Here is a 15,144-nt window from a genome sequence, read left to right as displayed (position 1 = left end):
TATTACCTAGCTCAGATACAAAGGCTGCCACCAAGTAAAATATGGCATAGTAGAGATATTCCTTTCATAGCATCCCACCTATGACTGCCCAAATCACCCTAAATTTATCCGATGAAGTCTATCGCCAAGCAGAATTGCTAGCGCAGCAACGCCACCGCAGCGTCAGTGAAATTTTAGTAGAAACTCTGGGAAATTTTCTTTTACCAACCGCTAAACCAGTATCAGCATTGTCCGATTCGGAAGTAATAGCCCTAACTCAACTGAGGTTGCAACCAGTCCAAGAACAACGATTAAATGAATTGCTAGAGTGCCAACAATGCGGTACTATTACCAAAATTGAAAGTCAAGAATTGCAAGCATTAATTCATATTTATGAAGAGCGACTGCTGCTACAAGCTCAAGCCTTAAATGAATCAGTGCGACGCGGCTTGCTCGAACCATTACAAGGATAAGTAGAATGGCTATGTAACTGGTTCCCAGGCTCTTGCCTGGGAATCAATATCCAGAGGCTCTGCCTCGGTTGGGAAAATGGAGGCAGAGCCTCCGAATATGCGTTACCAGGCTCTAGCCTGGTAACGAGTAATTTATGTTCAAGCAAACAGCAAGTTTTCTACTAAAGTTTTAGGTTCAGGGAGAGATTTACCATCTACCTGATATTCTTCAACTAAAAGCTCTAATACCTCTAGTGCATTCTGCAAAGCTTCTTCGTAGGTAGATCCATGAGTGTGGAACTGCTGAGATGGAAAATCAGGTAAGTGAACTAGGTAGCAGTTATCTTCATCAGACCATTGAATAACAATTATATAAGGTAATTTCATGATTCCGATTCCTCTTCTTCAATTGCTTTCAATATGCCAAGTTTTCGATTAACTTCTCTCTCTAAATATAGTTTCGCATCATCGCCATCATTTCCAGCAATCGTAATTGGTTCATTAGGTAGTAAAGGATGAACCCATCTTGTATGACTGCCTTTTGCCGATCGATAAGTAAACCCAGCTTTTAGTAGCAGACTTTTAACTGGTTCCCAGGCTCCAATTACTATCAGTCGATCGGCATTTCTGTCGTTTGATCTACAGTCGGCGGAGGCCGACTTTGTTTGTGTAGGCGCGATTTCAATCGCCGTCAAACAACGCCCAAAAACCCAAAAATCCAACTTTCCCCAAAACTTGCATCCAAACACCCGCATTTAGCCCTAAAATAAAAAAGACTGACTAGCCAACAAAGCCCTATGTTTGAAGCCCTTGCCGATCGACTCGAATCCACCTGGAAAAAACTGCGCGGACAGAATAAAATCTCCGAATCCAACATCCAAGACGCCATCAAAGAAGTCCGCCGCGCCCTCCTGGAAGCCGATGTCAACCTCCAAGTCGTCAAAAACTTCGTCGGAGAAGTAACGGCCAAAGCACAAGGGGCAGAAGTCGTTTCAGGCGTCCGTCCCGACCAACAATTCATCAAAATCGTCCACGACGAACTCGTGCGCGTCATGGGGGAAACCAACGTACCCCTCGCCACCGCCGAATCCGGGCCCACAGTCATCCTGATGGCCGGTTTGCAAGGAACCGGGAAAACCACAGCTACCGCCAAGCTAGCCCTGCACCTCCGCAAGCAAAATCGTACCGCACTGCTAGTCGCCACTGACATTTATCGACCCGCAGCGATCGACCAATTGCTCACCCTCGGCAAACAAATCGACGTACCAGTATTTGAACTAGGCACTGATACTGATCCCGTAGAAATTGCCCGCCAAGGCATCGAACACGGCAAACAACTAGGCGTAGATACCATCATCGTCGATACAGCAGGCCGTCTGCAAATCGACCAAGACATGATGGCAGAATTGGCCCGCATCAAACAAACAGTACAACCCCACGAAACGCTGTTAGTTGTTGATGCCATGACAGGCCAAGAAGCAGCAAATTTAACCCGCACCTTTCACGAACAAATCGGGATTACCGGCGCAATCTTAACCAAATTAGACGGCGATAGTCGCGGTGGTGCAGCCCTATCCGTGCGGCAAATATCCGGCGCGCCGATTAAATTTGTCGGCGTTGGCGAAAAAGTGGAAGCCTTGCAACCATTTTATCCCGATCGCATGGCATCGAGAATCCTCGGCATGGGCGATGTCTTGACGCTAGTCGAAAGAGCTCAAGAAGAATTCGACATCGCCGATGCCGAAAAAATGCAAGAGAAAATGCTCACGGCAAAGTTTGACTTTACCGACTTTCTCAAACAAACCAGGCTATTAAAAAACATGGGTTCCCTCGGCGGCATCATGAAAATGATTCCGGGAATGAACAAACTCTCAGACGAACAAATGCGGCAAGGAGAAGTGCAGCTAAAACGCACCGAAGCCATGATTAATTCCATGACAATTGAAGAACGCCGCAATCCCGAACTGTTAGCAAGTTCTCCATCCCGTCGCCGTCGCATCGGAAAAGGTGCTGGCTACGCTGAAAACGACGTAACTAAGCTGGTAAGTGATTTCCAAAAAATGCGTACCATGATGCAGCAAATGAGTCAAGGCAACTTTACAGGTATGGGAGGAATGCCGGGAATGCCGGGAATGCCGGGAATGGCCGGAATGCAGGGAATGCCCGGAATGCAGCAGAAGAAAAAGAAAAAAAATAAGCCCAAAAAAGGTTTCGGACAGTTGTAATCGAAGGAAGAAGGAAAAAGGAAAGAAGAAGGAAGATAAAACGGCGGTTTCAACCGCCTCGTCTTCTGATCCTATTGATTTTATAATTTTTAGTTTTCTTAAAACAGCCTCTCTAAGGAATGAGAATTAAATAACTTCCACAAGTTTGTGGGATGGGCGTCCCGCCTGTCCAAAAAGGACGGGCGGGACGCCCATCCCACAATAACAATTAAAATTATAAGTTATTTAATTCGCGATCCTAAGCACTTTGAATTGCTTCTCTGAATTCGCGCATGGCCTGAAGGTGATTTTCGATATTGATACACCGCGAAAATAGTACAATATCTAAGTCTGGGAGTACAAAAGATCGATCGACCTCTGCATATCCATCAGCCCCCAACGAATACAAACGTAGCCTACCATTTTCCCAAAACCAGACCTCAGAAATTTGCAGGCGTTTGTAAGCCTCCAACTTATTAATCCCGCCGCTAGTCACCACCACTTCCACCACTAAATCAGGACATTCTCGGTTAGAACCCAATTCGTAAGACAGAGCCGCTTCTCGCTTCACCTTTCCCGCTTCACTTTCCAGCGTCACCGAGCCCGTTGGAGTAAAATCAATCCCTGCATCTTCCAAATACAAATTCACCAGTGTTGAAATCCGTTCTTTAACAGTTTGATATTTTCTTCCAGGGATACGCCTAATCTCCAATACACCATCTAAAAACGACAGTCTGATTCCCGGACTATCCAGCAACTGTTCAACAACTTTAAACTCTCTCCAGGTCAGTCCATCAATTAAGATAGGTTCATCGAGTCGTTCTAACTTTTCTAAAGTTGTCGTCATCCCAAGTCCTCCTTACTCAATCCCATCTTAATTATATCTGCGTTTATGTGCGCTCATCTGCCCATATCTGCGGTGGCAATCCTATTTACTTTCCAAAAATCCCTTATTCTCATCCGGCACAAATTCCGTCACCACTTGGCCGCCGCCACCGTCACCTTTGACAATCACAGTTTGATTTTTAAGCTCTCCCGCCGCCCTCGGCCCAGTCAAATTAAACACCGGATTTAGTTGCTTGTAAACTACATTTCCTTCTGCATCAAACGTCTGGTTAGTTAAATACCACGTTACGCGATCGGTATTTAATTGAGATTGACGCTTCTCGCCGATTCCTACCACATTTCCTGTCAAATAAAATATTTTTTTATCTAAATCTCCCCGCCCCGTATCGCCAGTCATCGTCACCTTTTCCACTCGGTGAAAAACTTTCACAGGCCCGGGCGAAACCACATTTTGCGCCGGAAAATTCCAACTCATCAAACTGCTTTCTATTTGCAGTGGCGGGTCTGATGGCACTAATTGAGCGTTTTGGGTCAGCGTCGCAATCTTGGTTTTTAAGTCTACATCTACTTTATCGGCAAAACCACTGTCTGTTACTGTTTTATCTTTGTATCTGTCAATTTGAGTCGGTTTGTCGCTGTTTACCTTTTGTTGCTCCACAAACCAGACTAAGTGCTCAGTTCGCAATTGCAGAACCGGATCTTTAACATTCGCCACCACAGATCCGAATAACTCCATCCTCTTAGCCCTACTGAAAACCCGCGCTTCCTTCGCTGAAGCTGTCACCTGTTTGTTCTGTCCAGTCAAATTATTGCGAATAACTAACACGTCTTCCTTCGGCCGCCACTCCAACTCGTTTCCCCGCAATACCACGCCATTTTTCAGGTCAGTAGCGACTATATTACCTTTGAGAAAAACCTGATTTCCTTCCTGAAATACCTGCCCAGTGTCTCCCTGAATATCATAAATTTCTTTGCCGTCCTGAAACAATTTGCCCACTGGTTTCTGAACGTCAACTATCTTTTGGTCTTTGCTATAAACGGCATTTGTAGATTTTACTTTCCAGAACGTTTCGCCCTTTTCGTTTGCTTGTTCTAGGGTTACTTTGTTCAAAGTTAAAGTGCTGTTTGACTGCTGAGCAGTCTTGATATCTTCAGCTAATTTGTTTTTTTGAGTCTCTTGCGGAGCCGCACAAGCAGCAATCCCCAAAATCAGTGCTGCTAAACATAGCTGCACCAATTTTGGGGATTTGAAATTAGGAATTTGTGATTTGAGATTAATCATTGGTAATCGATAATTGGAAATTGAGAATTGGGAATTGAAAATTTGCTATTGAAAAACAATCAAAAATTTAAAATGTGTCATACCTTGTCTAAATTTTTAACTTCTAATTTTCAATAATTCAATCCATCACCCATCACCCATCACCAATTACCCATCACCAAATCCCTATCTGTCGTCGTGTTCGTCCATCAAGCTTAGACCCGACAATGGGCGGTAAGCATAATTAGGGCGCGATGTTTTTTGGATGTCGTCCTTAATCATTTCCAAATCGATGTAGCGATCGGCTACATTAATCAAACTGTCACTTGTCATCGATCGCAAACTCACCACCTCAACCCGCACGCCGCGATAGCTCACAGCATCCACAGCATAAGCCAAATCGCCGTCACCGCTGACCAAAACTGCCGTGTCATAAGACCCCACCAACGCCATCATGTCCACAGCGATTTCTACATCCAAGTTCGCCTTCTTAGAACCATCCGGTAACTGTACCAAATCCTTAGAAATCACGCGGTAGCCGTTGCGGCGCATCCATAGCAAAAACCCCTGCTGTTTCTCGTTCGTGCGATCGACACCCGTGTAGAAAAAAGAGCGCAACAGCCGCGAGCCCGCAGTTAAACGGCACAGCAGCTTAGTGTAATCAATCTCAATTCCCAACTGCAAAGCAGCGTAAAAAAGGTTAGACCCATCAATAAAAATTGCCACTCGACCGCGATTCTCCAGAACCTGTTCCGGCGTAAAAAGGTCGTTGCTTTCTATTCTATTCAACATGATTGTTATGCCTCAAATTTTATGAAAGATTGGTAAGGAAATAAGTGCTAATTCATAATCTGTTATAGCACCCCGATCGCTGGCTGCCAACTATGAAGGTACTGTTTCCAGCAGTTCTAGCCGCTTAAAAACAGGTTGTGGTTCCCCCAGAGTTTGGTTTGCCGGTAAAGCGCCCCAGGCAGCATGAGCTGCAAAAGTCGCTAAACTGTTAACGGCAACCCGATCGTTAAAGTCAATTGAAAAACCTAGCTGCTGATAGATAGCATTGCTGATATTCGGAATAATCGGCGATAAAAGGTAAGATGCTAGTCTAACAGATTCCAGAACAGAATATAGCACTTGTTGGACACTTTCGAGCTGTCCTTGCTTGTACAAAGTCCAAGGTGCTTGTACGTCAATAAACTTGTTGCCGGCTCGAACTAAGGCAAGCACAGCTTCGCAAGCCTTGCTAAAAGCCAACTCTTCGTAAAAACCTGCTACTCGATCGCCCAAATCCAGGCTCAAACCCTTGAGAAGGTTGTCATCGGAAATGTTTGCCGCAGACACATTTGGCACATAGCCGTCACAATATTTCCGAGCCATGTTTAAGGTGCGATTCAGCAAGTTTCCCAAATCATTTGCTAGCTCAGCATTCAATGTATTGATAAACCGAGTTTCGTTAAAATCGCCGTCCTCTCCGAACTCAATTTCTTTGAGAAAATAGTAACGAACTGCGTCAGGGCCGTATTTATTGACCAATTCGACTGGGTTTAAAGTATTGCCCTCCGTTTTTCCCATTTTTTTGCCGTCTTTGGTCAAAAAACCGTGAGCGAAGACGCGCCCAGGCATCGGTAGACCGGCTGACATCAGCATTGCTGGCCAATAAACGGCGTGGAAGCGGAGAATATCTTTGCCGATCAAGTGCAGGTTGATCGGCCACCATTTAGATAAAGCATTCTCTAACATCGGGTCGCTGTCCGGATCGAGCAGAGCAGTGACGTATCCCAGCAAAGCGTCAAACCAGACGTAAATGGTATGACTGGGGTCAACCGGTATTGGCAGGCCCCATTCCAGATTCACCCGAGAAATCGAAAAGTCTTGCAGTCCAGAGTTGACGAAGCTCAGCACTTCGTTGCGCCGACTTTCCGGCGCGATGAAGTCGGGACGTTCTGCGTACAATGCCAGCAGTTGGTCTTGATAGCGCGACAGGCGGAAAAAGTAATTTTCCTCATCGCGCCACTCAACTTCCTTGCTGGTGTGGATGGCACACCGATTTCCGGGTAACAAATCACGTTCGTCTTTGAATTCTTCGCAGGAGACGCAGTACCAGCCTTGTTGCTGGTTCAAGTAGATGTCGCCGGAGTTCCAGACGCGCTGGAAAAATTCTTTGACAATGTACTCGTGGCGTCGCGAGGTGGTGCGGATGAAGCGATCGTACTGGATGTCGAGTTGCTTCCACAGCGCCTCAAACCCCGGAACCACTAAATCGCAGTGAGATTGGGGCGATCGCCCCAATCTCTCGGCTGTGCGCTGAATTTTCTGCCCGTGTTCGTCAGTCCCCGTCACCAGCAACACAGATTTGCCCCGCAGGCGTTCAAATCGGGCTAGGGCGTCCGCAGCCATAGTCGTGTAAGCGCTGCCAACGTGAGGTAAATCGTTTACATAATACAGAGGGGTTGTGATCGCAAAGGTATTCTTAGTTTTATCGGTCGATTTCATTGAATGCTAAAAGAAAATTCCCTAAATTTCATTTCGATCTTAACTCAGCGGTTAAATCTTTTATGGAGTGGCAATCAAGCTAAATTTGCTGCACGTTATTTGCAGTTGTCTAACTCGGGCTATTTCCAAAAGAAGTATAGCTTTCATATCCAGACTAATCTTTTTTAGATCTTTTTGACGAACTCTCAAAAATGTCTTAATATTTGGACGTTCTTCTGGCTTTGGGTTCCGAGGATTGTCGCGGACGCGTCCTCAATTCATTTTGCACAGCCGCGATCCCCAAAACTCCTCGGTTCGGCTGCTGAACCTGCCTCGCGACTGGCGCTCCCCGACAGCTTTCTGTGAATGCCATCCAGAGCGATCGAGCGGAGGTATCTCCCACCCCGATCGCCCGCAACTCCTGCTTGTTGCCGCTGACGAACCGCAGACCGAAATCGGCTTGTTTGCGTACATCTCTGATCAAGCGCGATTTATAGGTATAAAAAGCTACTTTGATTAATATTTGTGTCTGAATCCCGGGTGCTTTTCCCACAGCACCGAGATGATTTTTTAACACAAGTAGTCTTGGACGCACTCAGATGTCATCGCCTGATTTTTGGGGCGCAGCAATCATCGGCAAGCCGAGTTTTTTTGTGAATAAACCCCGGTTCCTTGATGTTGGCAGTGCGTCCGGGACAGACCCATAAAACCCCAAGCCTGTTAAGCTTGGGGCGATCGGATTAGGGTGCATCTAATCAAGGATTATGCGATCGGCCTCGCTAGCCTTCAGGAAAATTCAATCGATTTCCGCCAATAGCTTCTGACAAATAATCCGCCGCAGCTTCCACCACCGCGATCGCATTTTCGTAAACCATCCGCGTCGGGCCCAAAACCCCAACACTACCCACCGGCACTGATCCCCGGCGGTAAATCGAAGAAATCAGAGTACAGCCGCGAATTGGTTCTAAGGAATTTTCCGAGCCAATACGCACCGTTACCCGCTTCCCAGGTCTGTCCAACTCAGGCGATTCAAAAATCAAAGGCCAAAGCAGTTCCTGCTCTTGTTCGAGCAGTTGCACCAGAGTTTGAACTTGCTGTAACTGCGAAAAATCTGGCAAGCGCAGCGCTTCTGACAAACCGCCGATCAGAATCCGCGTGTAGGTTGGATTGCTTTGACGGCTGCTCAAAGCAGTCAGCATGGTTTCCATCCACTCAGCGTACAGTTCAAAGTCCCGGTCTAACTCGCTCCAGTCTATAGTCGAGAGTTCCGAGAGCGATCGTCCCCGCAACTTGCTGTTCAAAAAATTGGACAAAATCTGCAATTCGCGATCGACAATTTCGACATCAGGCCAGTTACCTTCTGCGCCCTTCGGCAACTGCACCAACACCGAATGAGTTTCGTAGGCATCCGTCACCACGATCAGCATCACTTTTCCCGGCTCTAGCTGCACCAGTTGCAAGTGGCGCAAGCAAGCCATATTAGTTTGCGGTATCGTGATCATGGCAATGTAACCGCTGATAGTTGCCAGGATTTGAGCAGCGCCGCGAAGTGCCGCATCCATCCGACCATCCGACCAATTGAGCTGGTCTAGTACCTGTTCCACCTTGCGGGCCAGCGTATCAGACGGCTGAATCAACTGGTCTACATAAATTCGGTAGCCGGAGTCAGAGGGGATTCGTCCGGCAGAAGTGTGGGGCTGATAAAGCAATCCAGCTTTTTCAAGAGTCCCCATCGCATTGCGAATTGTCGCTGGGCTGACGCTAAGGTTGAATTCGTCAGCCAAAGCTTTTGAGCCAACGGGTTCCGCTGTTGCTATGTAGTGGCGAACCGTTGCCCAAAGGATGTGTTGTTGCCGATCGGTGAGGTTAACGCGCACAGATATTTAAGTAGAATTAGAATTTAGAGTTGAAAGCCACTATTTAATCGAAACGTCTGTCCCAAGAGGGCGATCGGGCAGACTTACTTATTTAAACATAACAGATTTAGGGGAAGGAAGAAGTCAGTTGTTATTGGTTATTGGTTATTGGTTACTGGTTATTGGTTACTGGTTATTGGTTATTGGTTATTTGTTATTGGTTATTTGTAAGTTCTAATGCCCATGCCCTGTTTGCTCCCTGCCCAATGCCCCATGCCCCATCCCTCCGCTTCGCTTCGCCCAATTCCCAATCCCCAATTCCCAATGCCCCATGCCCCATGCCCCATGCCCCATGCCCCATGCCCCATCCCTCCGCTTCGCTTCGCCCAATTCCCTTTAAGTGTGTTCTTTCAGAATATTTTGCAGGTAACTAGCCACTGCATCCGGCTGTTCCATCATTGCCAAATGGCCGCAATCAAGCTGAAGCACATTTTCGCCACCACCTTGGAACATCCAGTGAAAGCTCGCCAAATGCAGCACATATTTTGGTTCCATAATTTTGTCTTTAGTGCCGGCAATAAAATAAACAGGCTGCTTGAGTTGGGACACTATTTGCGGCAACAGGTGAATCTCCGCTTCTGTGGTGGAGTCCAACAAAGCCCCCAAAGCTGCGTCTGGATGAGCTGCCACGAAATCTCTCAAGCGCTGCCTTCCCCAAAAGCGCCCGATCGATCTTGCCACAGAATCGCGGGCAAACACGAAATCTGCTAATGGCAAGTGAGCCAGCCAGCGGGGACGCATTTTCACTAGCTGTTTGCCGACCGCTCGAAACCGCTCGAATTCTTCCTTTAGATAGATGCCGCCGCCAGCATTGATGCAGACAACACCTTTAATGCGATCGGACAATTGGCTAGCTGCCCAAAGGGCGATCGTACCGCCGAGAGAGTGTCCCACCAGCCAAGCATTAGAAATATCAAGTTTTTCGAGTAAAATTTCCAAATCGCGAGCGTAAGCTGCGGGAGTGTAGCAGGAATTGAGCGCGATCGAATGCCCGATATCGCTGTCGCCGTCGTCGGCTTGAGAATCGCCAAACCCGCGCAAATCGTAAGTCAGGCACTGATAGTTTGATGCCAAGCGATCGGTCAAAGGTTGCCAGTAGCGGCGGCTTAACAGCCAGCCGTGGACAAATACCAAAACCGGAGAAGTTGTTGCAGTCGGAGCCGTCAAATCGTAAGCGTGCCGAAACCCTAGGATGTCGATGGTTGCCATAATTTTATCCTATCGCGAAATCAGCACAGAGGGATCGGCAGTTCGAGGATGGCGATCGGCTTAATTTAAGTTTCTCAGGACTCAAGCCAGGGCTTGACAAAAAGCGGGTTTCTGAGTATAAAACATTGCATAAATCGTTCGATCGATCGATCAACCGCAGATTTAAGGCAGATCAACGCAGATCAACGCAGATAATTTCCAGATACTCTGGAAATGAGTGCAAGAGGTTTAGTGTAAGCGCGATCGCTAAAATCGCTCGCCCAGCAATCTTTGTCGCACCCCCTCAGCGATTTTCTGCCCCAGATACTCAGGAATTAAACTTTCATTGGGCCCTAACAAGTAGAGAATCAGGCGAGTTCGCCCCCGCCAAACCAGCAAATTTGCATTTACCACCAACAAATCCTCTTGCCAGATGGCATACATAACTTTGTAAAAAAGTCCAGGTTGGTTATCTGCTTCTATCAGCAAAGCCGGCAAGTGGAAAACCGGATCGACATAAAATTCAGTAGCCACATCCTCCAAACCCGCGTCTAAATTAAATTCCACAGCCAACATCTCTTCAACCTCAAAATGCCCCGCCAAGGCCTCTCGAACCGCCCTACAGACGTTTTCTGCTGTTTTATCTGCCAGTACCTTGCCGCCGCGAGATACTACCAATTTGATAAATACCAGCATCGGCGGGTAAATTTGACCGTACAGACTCAGACTGTGAATCGTCAGCCCGTAGGCCGCCAGCACTCCAAAAATATCGCTCAGTAGAAAAGACTGGTTCCGGTAAGCAAAATGCAGGGCACTTTTGTTACCTTCGGCTCTGATTTCGATGACTGCTTGCCGAGTTTTGTAAAGCTGATAAGCTAATTTGAGGTTTTGCAGTTGGATTTCGCTGCTGACAAATTGCTCATAAAACTGTGGAAACGCTCGGTTAAAGCGCTTGAGAAGTTCTAGTGTAGATGGTTTTAAACCCGAAGCCATAATTGAGGGGAAGGTGCGGGAGATATACTGGATTTACTGCTTCGTAAAACTTACTCAAACTTAGCCAAAGCTAACTGATGTTCACTTCCTACGCTGTTGGGCAGTCGGCTATCCCAAGATCCGTAGGCTATCCCCCTCAAGCCGAAGGTTCCCAGTTTAAAATATTAATACTGGCATTCAGATCGCGATCGATCGACATACCCCAGGATGGACAGTACAGTCACCGCCCTTGCCATTCCAGTGGTATTTCCCACCAAGCGTATAAGTTCCGGCGCGATCGACGGCACTCAAAAGCAGCAATTCCCAAAATGCCTCTGTCCTGGTTCGGCAACAAATTTTAGCTTCAGAACGGGTTGTCCGGGCATTGGCTAGCAGAACACTTCTACCAAACTTGACGAGAATCAAAAAAGTGCAGACTCAATGTTGGACGACAAATCGCTGTTTTCAGCGTAAGATGAGTGTACCGTAAACTGTTCCTCAAGAGCCTACCGGCAATTTATCCCACCCCGCTCGGAGTGGGTTTGTCTGTCGGGTTCTCTTTCACCTCGTCCAACTTCTACTACCTTAACCGCGCCTGCATGGGTTTTTGGAAAAACTTATTTAGTAGTCCTGAGTCTGCCTCTGTACCCCAAACAGCGGACTTTGAGGAAGATGTGGTTGTTGGGTTAGGCGATCCGCTTTCCCCAACGTTTCGCAAACCCACCTCCCTCGGCAACGCTCGCATCTTTTTCAGTTGCGATCGCGACATTGACCTCTACGAACTCGAAGAACTCTGTAATGCAGTGGGTTGGTCCCGCCGTCCCCTGCGTAAAGTCAAAAAAGCTATTCAGCACAGCTTCCTAGTCGTCTCTATGTGGGAGATGCGGGGCAGCCAGCGACGGCTGGTCGGTTTCGCCAGAGCGACTTCAGACCATGCTTTTAATGCCACGCTTTGGGATGTGGTAGTTCATCCTGACTACCAGGGTAAAGGCATGGGCAAGGCGTTGATGAAATACATCATTAAAAAACTCCGCAGTGAAGATATCAGCAACATTACCTTATTTGCTGACCCTCAGGTGGTGGATTTTTACCGAAATTTGGGCTTTATGTCCGATCCGGAGGGGATTAAAGGTATGTTTTGGTATCCAGATTAGCGAGCGGGTGCAGGTTGGCGTTGATTTGTTGAGGACATTCAATATCGACGCTGCTAACACCTCCTCGCCCGATCGCGCTGCGGTCAGTTATCAAGAGGGTGTATCCCCACAGCGCCGGCCGCGATCGAGCTGCAAGTATTGTCAAACCGGACAACCTGAAGACAACTTCGGCGTAGCACCCAAAGCTCAAATAAAAAAAGCTTGACAAGCTGGGAGTTTTGTGTGTTAATAGTTAGAAGATAGCCAACTATCACAACGGGATGTAGCGCAGCTTGGTAGCGCGCCTGCTTTGGGAGCAGGATGTCGCAGGTTCAAATCCTGTCATCCCGATCGCACAATGTTAAATAATAGATTCAAGCAGAAACTGTCTCTGATGTTTACACTTGGTCAAAGTGAAAACAGATGGAGGCAGTTTCTGCCGATCGTGTCAAGGCGCCAGTCTTTGCGTTAATGTGTTTCAGGATCGCGGATGGTGGAAAAAACATGAAATCATTAGTTCGTTTCGGCGCAATATTAGGAATTGTCGGCTGCACTTTGCTGGGCCCTTCGCCAATTAGCAAGATGTCTGCGCTCGCACTGCCGGAGCCGCAAGTTTTGGAAAAATTGCGATCGGTGCCAGTATTTACGATTACAAACGCTCAGGGTGCGTTCCTGATCGATTCTGTTCCCAAGCCGGGTCAGGGTCAAAGTGGCAATGCTTCTGTGGCAAGAATTTTCATCAGCCAAAAAGATGCTCAGGCTTTTCTCGATCAACTGAAAACGAGAAATCCTCAGTTGGCAGCATCGGCGCGGGTGATGCTCGTGTCGCTGGAGGAAATTTATCAGATCGCTCAAGCCAATAAAGGCAAGCCGGATCAACTGCTGTTTGCTTTTATTCCGGCTCCGCAGCAGGTGCAGTCGGCTAAAACTGTACTTCAGCAGACTGGGCAACAAGTTAACGAGTTAAACGGTGTACCTCTGTTTTTGGCGAGAGGTGGCCCGGAAAATGGTTATTTGACGATTCAGCGGGGCCAGCAAGAGGAGCTTCCCTTGTTTTTTAACAAGGAAGATTTGCAGGAAATGGTCGAGCGTTTTAAGCAGCAGCAGCCAAACGTGACTTCCACCATTAAAATTGAGGTGGTGAACTTGGAGAGGATTTTGGAAGCTTTTCGCACAGAGAACGACCCGTCTTTGAGTCAAATGATTTTGGTTCCGTCGCGGGAGTCCCTGGAATTTGTCCGATCGCTCCAACCAGCCGGTGCCGGCCAAAATCCACAGGTGGCTCCAGCTCGGCCTGCTGCATCTCCGGCTCCAGCTCGGCCTGCTGCATCTCCGGCTCCAGCTCGGCCTGCTGCATCTCCGGCTCCAGCCCGACCAGCTCGCTAATAGTCATTAGTCATTGGTCATTAGTCATTGGTCATCAGTCATTGGTCATTAGTTACAGGATTTACCCAAAAATTGGTTTCATGCGCTACTCATAGCGGTAAAGTGCGGTGTGGATGGAACCCTAGATAATTGGGTTTTGCGTTCGGGACTGAGTTAGTAGGTTGGATTTTGGGATTTCTCGACTCAACCTACTATTTACCAATTCTCAATTCTCAATGACCAATTCTCAATTCTCAATGCCCAATGACCTGTTTGGCCGATGCCCAATGCCCAATGCCCAATGACCTGTTTGGCCGATGCCCAATGCCCAATTCCCAAAAAGTCCTATGTTTGTTTCTGGTTTAGAGCTTTGGCAGTGGATGAATCAAGCTAAGGCTCTGGCGATCGCCTCCGACATTCCCCAAGCAGAAATCGACTGGCTGCTGCAAGAGTTAGCAGGTTTGGATAAGTTGGCTCTGCGTTTGGAGTCGTTTAAAGATTTGCCAAAAATTGAATTAAAGTTGTCTTTATCTGAACTTGCTCAATTGTGGCAGCGGCGCTGGCAGGAACGGGTTCCTGTGCAGTATTTAACGGGAGTTGCACATTGGCGGCATTTTTCGCTCAAAGTAACGCCAGCGGTGCTCATTCCTCGTCCTGAAACGGAATTGCTAATCGATTTGGCTGTGGATGCTGTTAAAAACTATTCAGTTAATCCAACATCGCATTGGGTGGATTTGGGAACGGGCAGCGGGGCGATCGCGATCGGCTTGGCTTCTGCGTTGACAAATGCTACGATTCATGCAGTAGATTGCAGTTTTGAAGCCTTGGCAGTGGCTCGACTGAATGCTGAGAATTTGGGCTTGGCATCGCGAGTTAATTTTTATCAAGGTTTGTGGTGGGAACCGCTAGGATTTCTCAAAGGTAAAGTGAGCGGCATGGTGTCTAACCCGCCTTACATTCCCAGCAGCACGGTGCTGACTTTGCAGCCGGAAGTTGTGCGACACGAACCTCATCTGGCCTTAGACGGCGGTTTAGACGGCTTAGATTGCATCCGGCATTTGATAGCAACGGCTCCCGATTATTTAGCATCCGGGGGAGTTTGGTTGGTTGAGATGATGGCTGGACAAGCTGAGGCGGTGGCTGATATGTTGGAAAGTCACGGGAGTTACGGTGGAGTTCAGATATTTTCGGATTTAGCAGGAATCGATCGCTTTGCCTTAGCCTATCGTCTTTAGATTCCAAAAATATGCTGCAATTCTAAAATAGACAAGATTCCATTCATGCGCTGTCCGATCGCGAAATTATCTGCGTTTATCTGTGTTTATCTGCCTGACATCTGCGGTTGATCGGCTCGCATCA

General features: G+C 47.5%; 17 protein-coding genes and 1 tRNA gene. 7 read left to right on the top strand and 11 right to left on the bottom strand.

Translation table 11 applies throughout. The features are described 5' to 3' along the window. Positions 1-80: 80 nt before the first annotated feature. Complete coding sequence (locus QUB68_RS02000; RefSeq protein WP_332988873.1) at positions 81-452, top strand: hypothetical protein; 372 nt, start codon at positions 81-83, stop codon at positions 450-452. A 138-nt stretch (positions 453-590) separates the two neighbouring features. Here the strand turns inward: QUB68_RS02000 and QUB68_RS01995 are convergent, their stop codons facing one another. Continuing rightward, a complete protein-coding gene (locus QUB68_RS01995) occupies positions 591-818 on the bottom strand; it encodes a type II toxin-antitoxin system HicB family antitoxin (protein WP_332988872.1) in 228 nt (75 codons plus the stop codon). After that, positions 815-1,186 carry a type II toxin-antitoxin system HicA family toxin gene (locus tag QUB68_RS01990; protein WP_332988870.1) on the bottom strand — a complete coding sequence of 124 codons (372 nt, stop codon included), beginning with the start codon at positions 1,184-1,186 and terminating at the stop codon, positions 815-817. Before QUB68_RS01990 ends, QUB68_RS01995 begins: the two co-directional genes overlap by 4 nt. 42 nt (positions 1,187-1,228) lie before the next feature. Between QUB68_RS01990 and ffh the strand changes: the two genes are divergently transcribed. Then, on the top strand, positions 1,229-2,656 hold the full coding sequence (ffh, locus tag QUB68_RS01985) for a signal recognition particle protein (RefSeq protein WP_332988868.1): 1,428 nt from the start codon (positions 1,229-1,231) through the stop codon (positions 2,654-2,656). Between the two features lie 238 nt (positions 2,657-2,894). Here the strand turns inward: ffh and QUB68_RS01980 are convergent, their stop codons facing one another. The 8 genes from QUB68_RS01980 to QUB68_RS01945 all read right to left on the bottom strand — a co-directional run bounded on the left by QUB68_RS01980 (position 2,895) and on the right by QUB68_RS01945 (position 11,308). Then, the gene (locus QUB68_RS01980) at positions 2,895-3,482 is read right to left on the bottom strand and encodes a Uma2 family endonuclease (RefSeq protein ID WP_332988867.1); all 588 of its coding nucleotides are present in this window, start codon (positions 3,480-3,482) and stop codon (positions 2,895-2,897) included. A gap of 81 nt (positions 3,483-3,563) precedes the next feature. Next, positions 3,564-4,763, bottom strand: a complete 1,200-nt coding sequence (lptC, locus tag QUB68_RS01975; RefSeq protein WP_332988866.1) for an LPS export ABC transporter periplasmic protein LptC — start codon at positions 4,761-4,763, stop codon at positions 3,564-3,566. A 165-nt stretch (positions 4,764-4,928) separates the two neighbouring features. Then, positions 4,929-5,534 carry a LabA-like NYN domain-containing protein gene (locus tag QUB68_RS01970; protein ID WP_096831201.1) on the bottom strand — a complete coding sequence of 202 codons (606 nt, stop codon included), beginning with the start codon at positions 5,532-5,534 and terminating at the stop codon, positions 4,929-4,931. 90 nt (positions 5,535-5,624) lie between these two features. Next, entirely contained in the window at positions 5,625-7,232 is a 1,608-nt protein-coding gene (gene metG / locus QUB68_RS01965; RefSeq protein ID WP_332988865.1) for a methionine--tRNA ligase, read from the bottom strand. A 196-nt stretch (positions 7,233-7,428) separates the two neighbouring features. Then, positions 7,429-7,788 (bottom strand): hypothetical protein, encoded by a 360-nt coding sequence (locus QUB68_RS01960; RefSeq protein ID WP_332988863.1) that lies wholly within the window; start codon positions 7,786-7,788, stop codon positions 7,429-7,431. A 202-nt stretch (positions 7,789-7,990) separates the two neighbouring features. Further along, positions 7,991-9,094, bottom strand: coding sequence for a heat-inducible transcriptional repressor HrcA (gene hrcA / locus QUB68_RS01955; protein WP_442923035.1), 1,104 nt, complete (start codon positions 9,092-9,094; stop codon positions 7,991-7,993). A 369-nt stretch (positions 9,095-9,463) separates the two neighbouring features. After that, entirely contained in the window at positions 9,464-10,336 is an 873-nt protein-coding gene (locus tag QUB68_RS01950) for an alpha/beta fold hydrolase (RefSeq protein WP_332988859.1), read from the bottom strand. A 246-nt stretch (positions 10,337-10,582) separates the two neighbouring features. Then, positions 10,583-11,308, bottom strand: a complete 726-nt coding sequence (locus QUB68_RS01945; protein ID WP_006631881.1) for a hypothetical protein — start codon at positions 11,306-11,308, stop codon at positions 10,583-10,585. 77 nt (positions 11,309-11,385) lie between these two features. Between QUB68_RS01945 and QUB68_RS01940 the strand changes: the two genes are divergently transcribed. Beyond that, a complete protein-coding gene (locus QUB68_RS01940; protein WP_332988857.1) occupies positions 11,386-11,649 on the top strand; it encodes a hypothetical protein in 264 nt (87 codons plus the stop codon). Between the two features lie 237 nt (positions 11,650-11,886). Next, complete coding sequence (locus QUB68_RS01935) at positions 11,887-12,441, top strand: GNAT family N-acetyltransferase (RefSeq protein ID WP_332988856.1); 555 nt, start codon at positions 11,887-11,889, stop codon at positions 12,439-12,441. Here the strand turns inward: QUB68_RS01935 and QUB68_RS01930 are convergent. Continuing rightward, positions 12,413-12,649: a hypothetical protein gene (locus QUB68_RS01930; RefSeq protein WP_332988855.1), complete on the bottom strand. Its 237-nt coding sequence runs from the start codon at positions 12,647-12,649 to the stop codon at positions 12,413-12,415. The two genes, QUB68_RS01935 and QUB68_RS01930, sit on opposite strands and share 29 nt — an antisense overlap. A gap of 48 nt (positions 12,650-12,697) precedes the next feature. Between QUB68_RS01930 and QUB68_RS01925 the strand changes: the two genes are divergently transcribed. The 3 genes from QUB68_RS01925 to prmC all read left to right on the top strand — a co-directional run bounded on the left by QUB68_RS01925 (position 12,698) and on the right by prmC (position 15,020). Next, positions 12,698-12,771, top strand: a tRNA-Pro gene (locus tag QUB68_RS01925). Positions 12,772-12,924: 153 nt separating this feature from the next. After that, on the top strand, positions 12,925-13,806 hold the full coding sequence (locus QUB68_RS01920) for a Tic22 family protein (RefSeq protein ID WP_332988854.1): 882 nt from the start codon (positions 12,925-12,927) through the stop codon (positions 13,804-13,806). Between the two features lie 326 nt (positions 13,807-14,132). Then, positions 14,133-15,020 (top strand): peptide chain release factor N(5)-glutamine methyltransferase, encoded by an 888-nt coding sequence (gene prmC / locus QUB68_RS01915; protein WP_332988852.1) that lies wholly within the window; start codon positions 14,133-14,135, stop codon positions 15,018-15,020. Positions 15,021-15,144: the final 124 nt, after the last annotated feature.

The sequence above is a fragment of the Microcoleus sp. A006_D1 genome, assembly GCF_036702805.1.
GTDB lineage: Bacteria > Cyanobacteriota > Cyanobacteriia > Cyanobacteriales > Microcoleaceae > Microcoleus.
The sequence above is the reverse complement of the archived record's forward strand: the minus strand, read 5'-3'. Positions and strand labels throughout refer to the sequence as shown.

What these genes read in the sequence shown, in the direction of transcription:
- QUB68_RS02000 (WP_332988873.1), top strand. Translation starts at nt 81, where the DNA reads ATGACTGCCCAAATCACCCTAAATTTATCCGATGAAGTCTATCGCCAA.
- QUB68_RS01995 (WP_332988872.1), bottom strand. Translation starts at nt 818, where the DNA reads ATGAAATTACCTTATATAATTGTTATTCAATGGTCTGATGAAGATAAC.
- QUB68_RS01990 (WP_332988870.1), bottom strand. Translation starts at nt 1,186, where the DNA reads ATGCGGGTGTTTGGATGCAAGTTTTGGGGAAAGTTGGATTTTTGGGTT.
- ffh (WP_332988868.1), top strand. Translation starts at nt 1,229, where the DNA reads ATGTTTGAAGCCCTTGCCGATCGACTCGAATCCACCTGGAAAAAACTG.
- QUB68_RS01980 (WP_332988867.1), bottom strand. Translation starts at nt 3,482, where the DNA reads ATGACGACAACTTTAGAAAAGTTAGAACGACTCGATGAACCTATCTTA.
- lptC (WP_332988866.1), bottom strand. Translation starts at nt 4,763, where the DNA reads ATGATTAATCTCAAATCACAAATTCCTAATTTCAAATCCCCAAAATTG.
- QUB68_RS01970 (WP_096831201.1), bottom strand. Translation starts at nt 5,534, where the DNA reads ATGTTGAATAGAATAGAAAGCAACGACCTTTTTACGCCGGAACAGGTT.
- metG (WP_332988865.1), bottom strand. Translation starts at nt 7,232, where the DNA reads ATGAAATCGACCGATAAAACTAAGAATACCTTTGCGATCACAACCCCT.
- QUB68_RS01950 (WP_332988859.1), bottom strand. Translation starts at nt 10,336, where the DNA reads ATGGCAACCATCGACATCCTAGGGTTTCGGCACGCTTACGATTTGACG.
- QUB68_RS01945 (WP_006631881.1), bottom strand. Translation starts at nt 11,308, where the DNA reads ATGGCTTCGGGTTTAAAACCATCTACACTAGAACTTCTCAAGCGCTTT.
- QUB68_RS01940 (WP_332988857.1), top strand. Translation starts at nt 11,386, where the DNA reads ATGTTCACTTCCTACGCTGTTGGGCAGTCGGCTATCCCAAGATCCGTA.
- QUB68_RS01935 (WP_332988856.1), top strand. Translation starts at nt 11,887, where the DNA reads ATGGGTTTTTGGAAAAACTTATTTAGTAGTCCTGAGTCTGCCTCTGTA.
- QUB68_RS01920 (WP_332988854.1), top strand. Translation starts at nt 12,925, where the DNA reads ATGAAATCATTAGTTCGTTTCGGCGCAATATTAGGAATTGTCGGCTGC.
- prmC (WP_332988852.1), top strand. Translation starts at nt 14,133, where the DNA reads ATGTTTGTTTCTGGTTTAGAGCTTTGGCAGTGGATGAATCAAGCTAAG.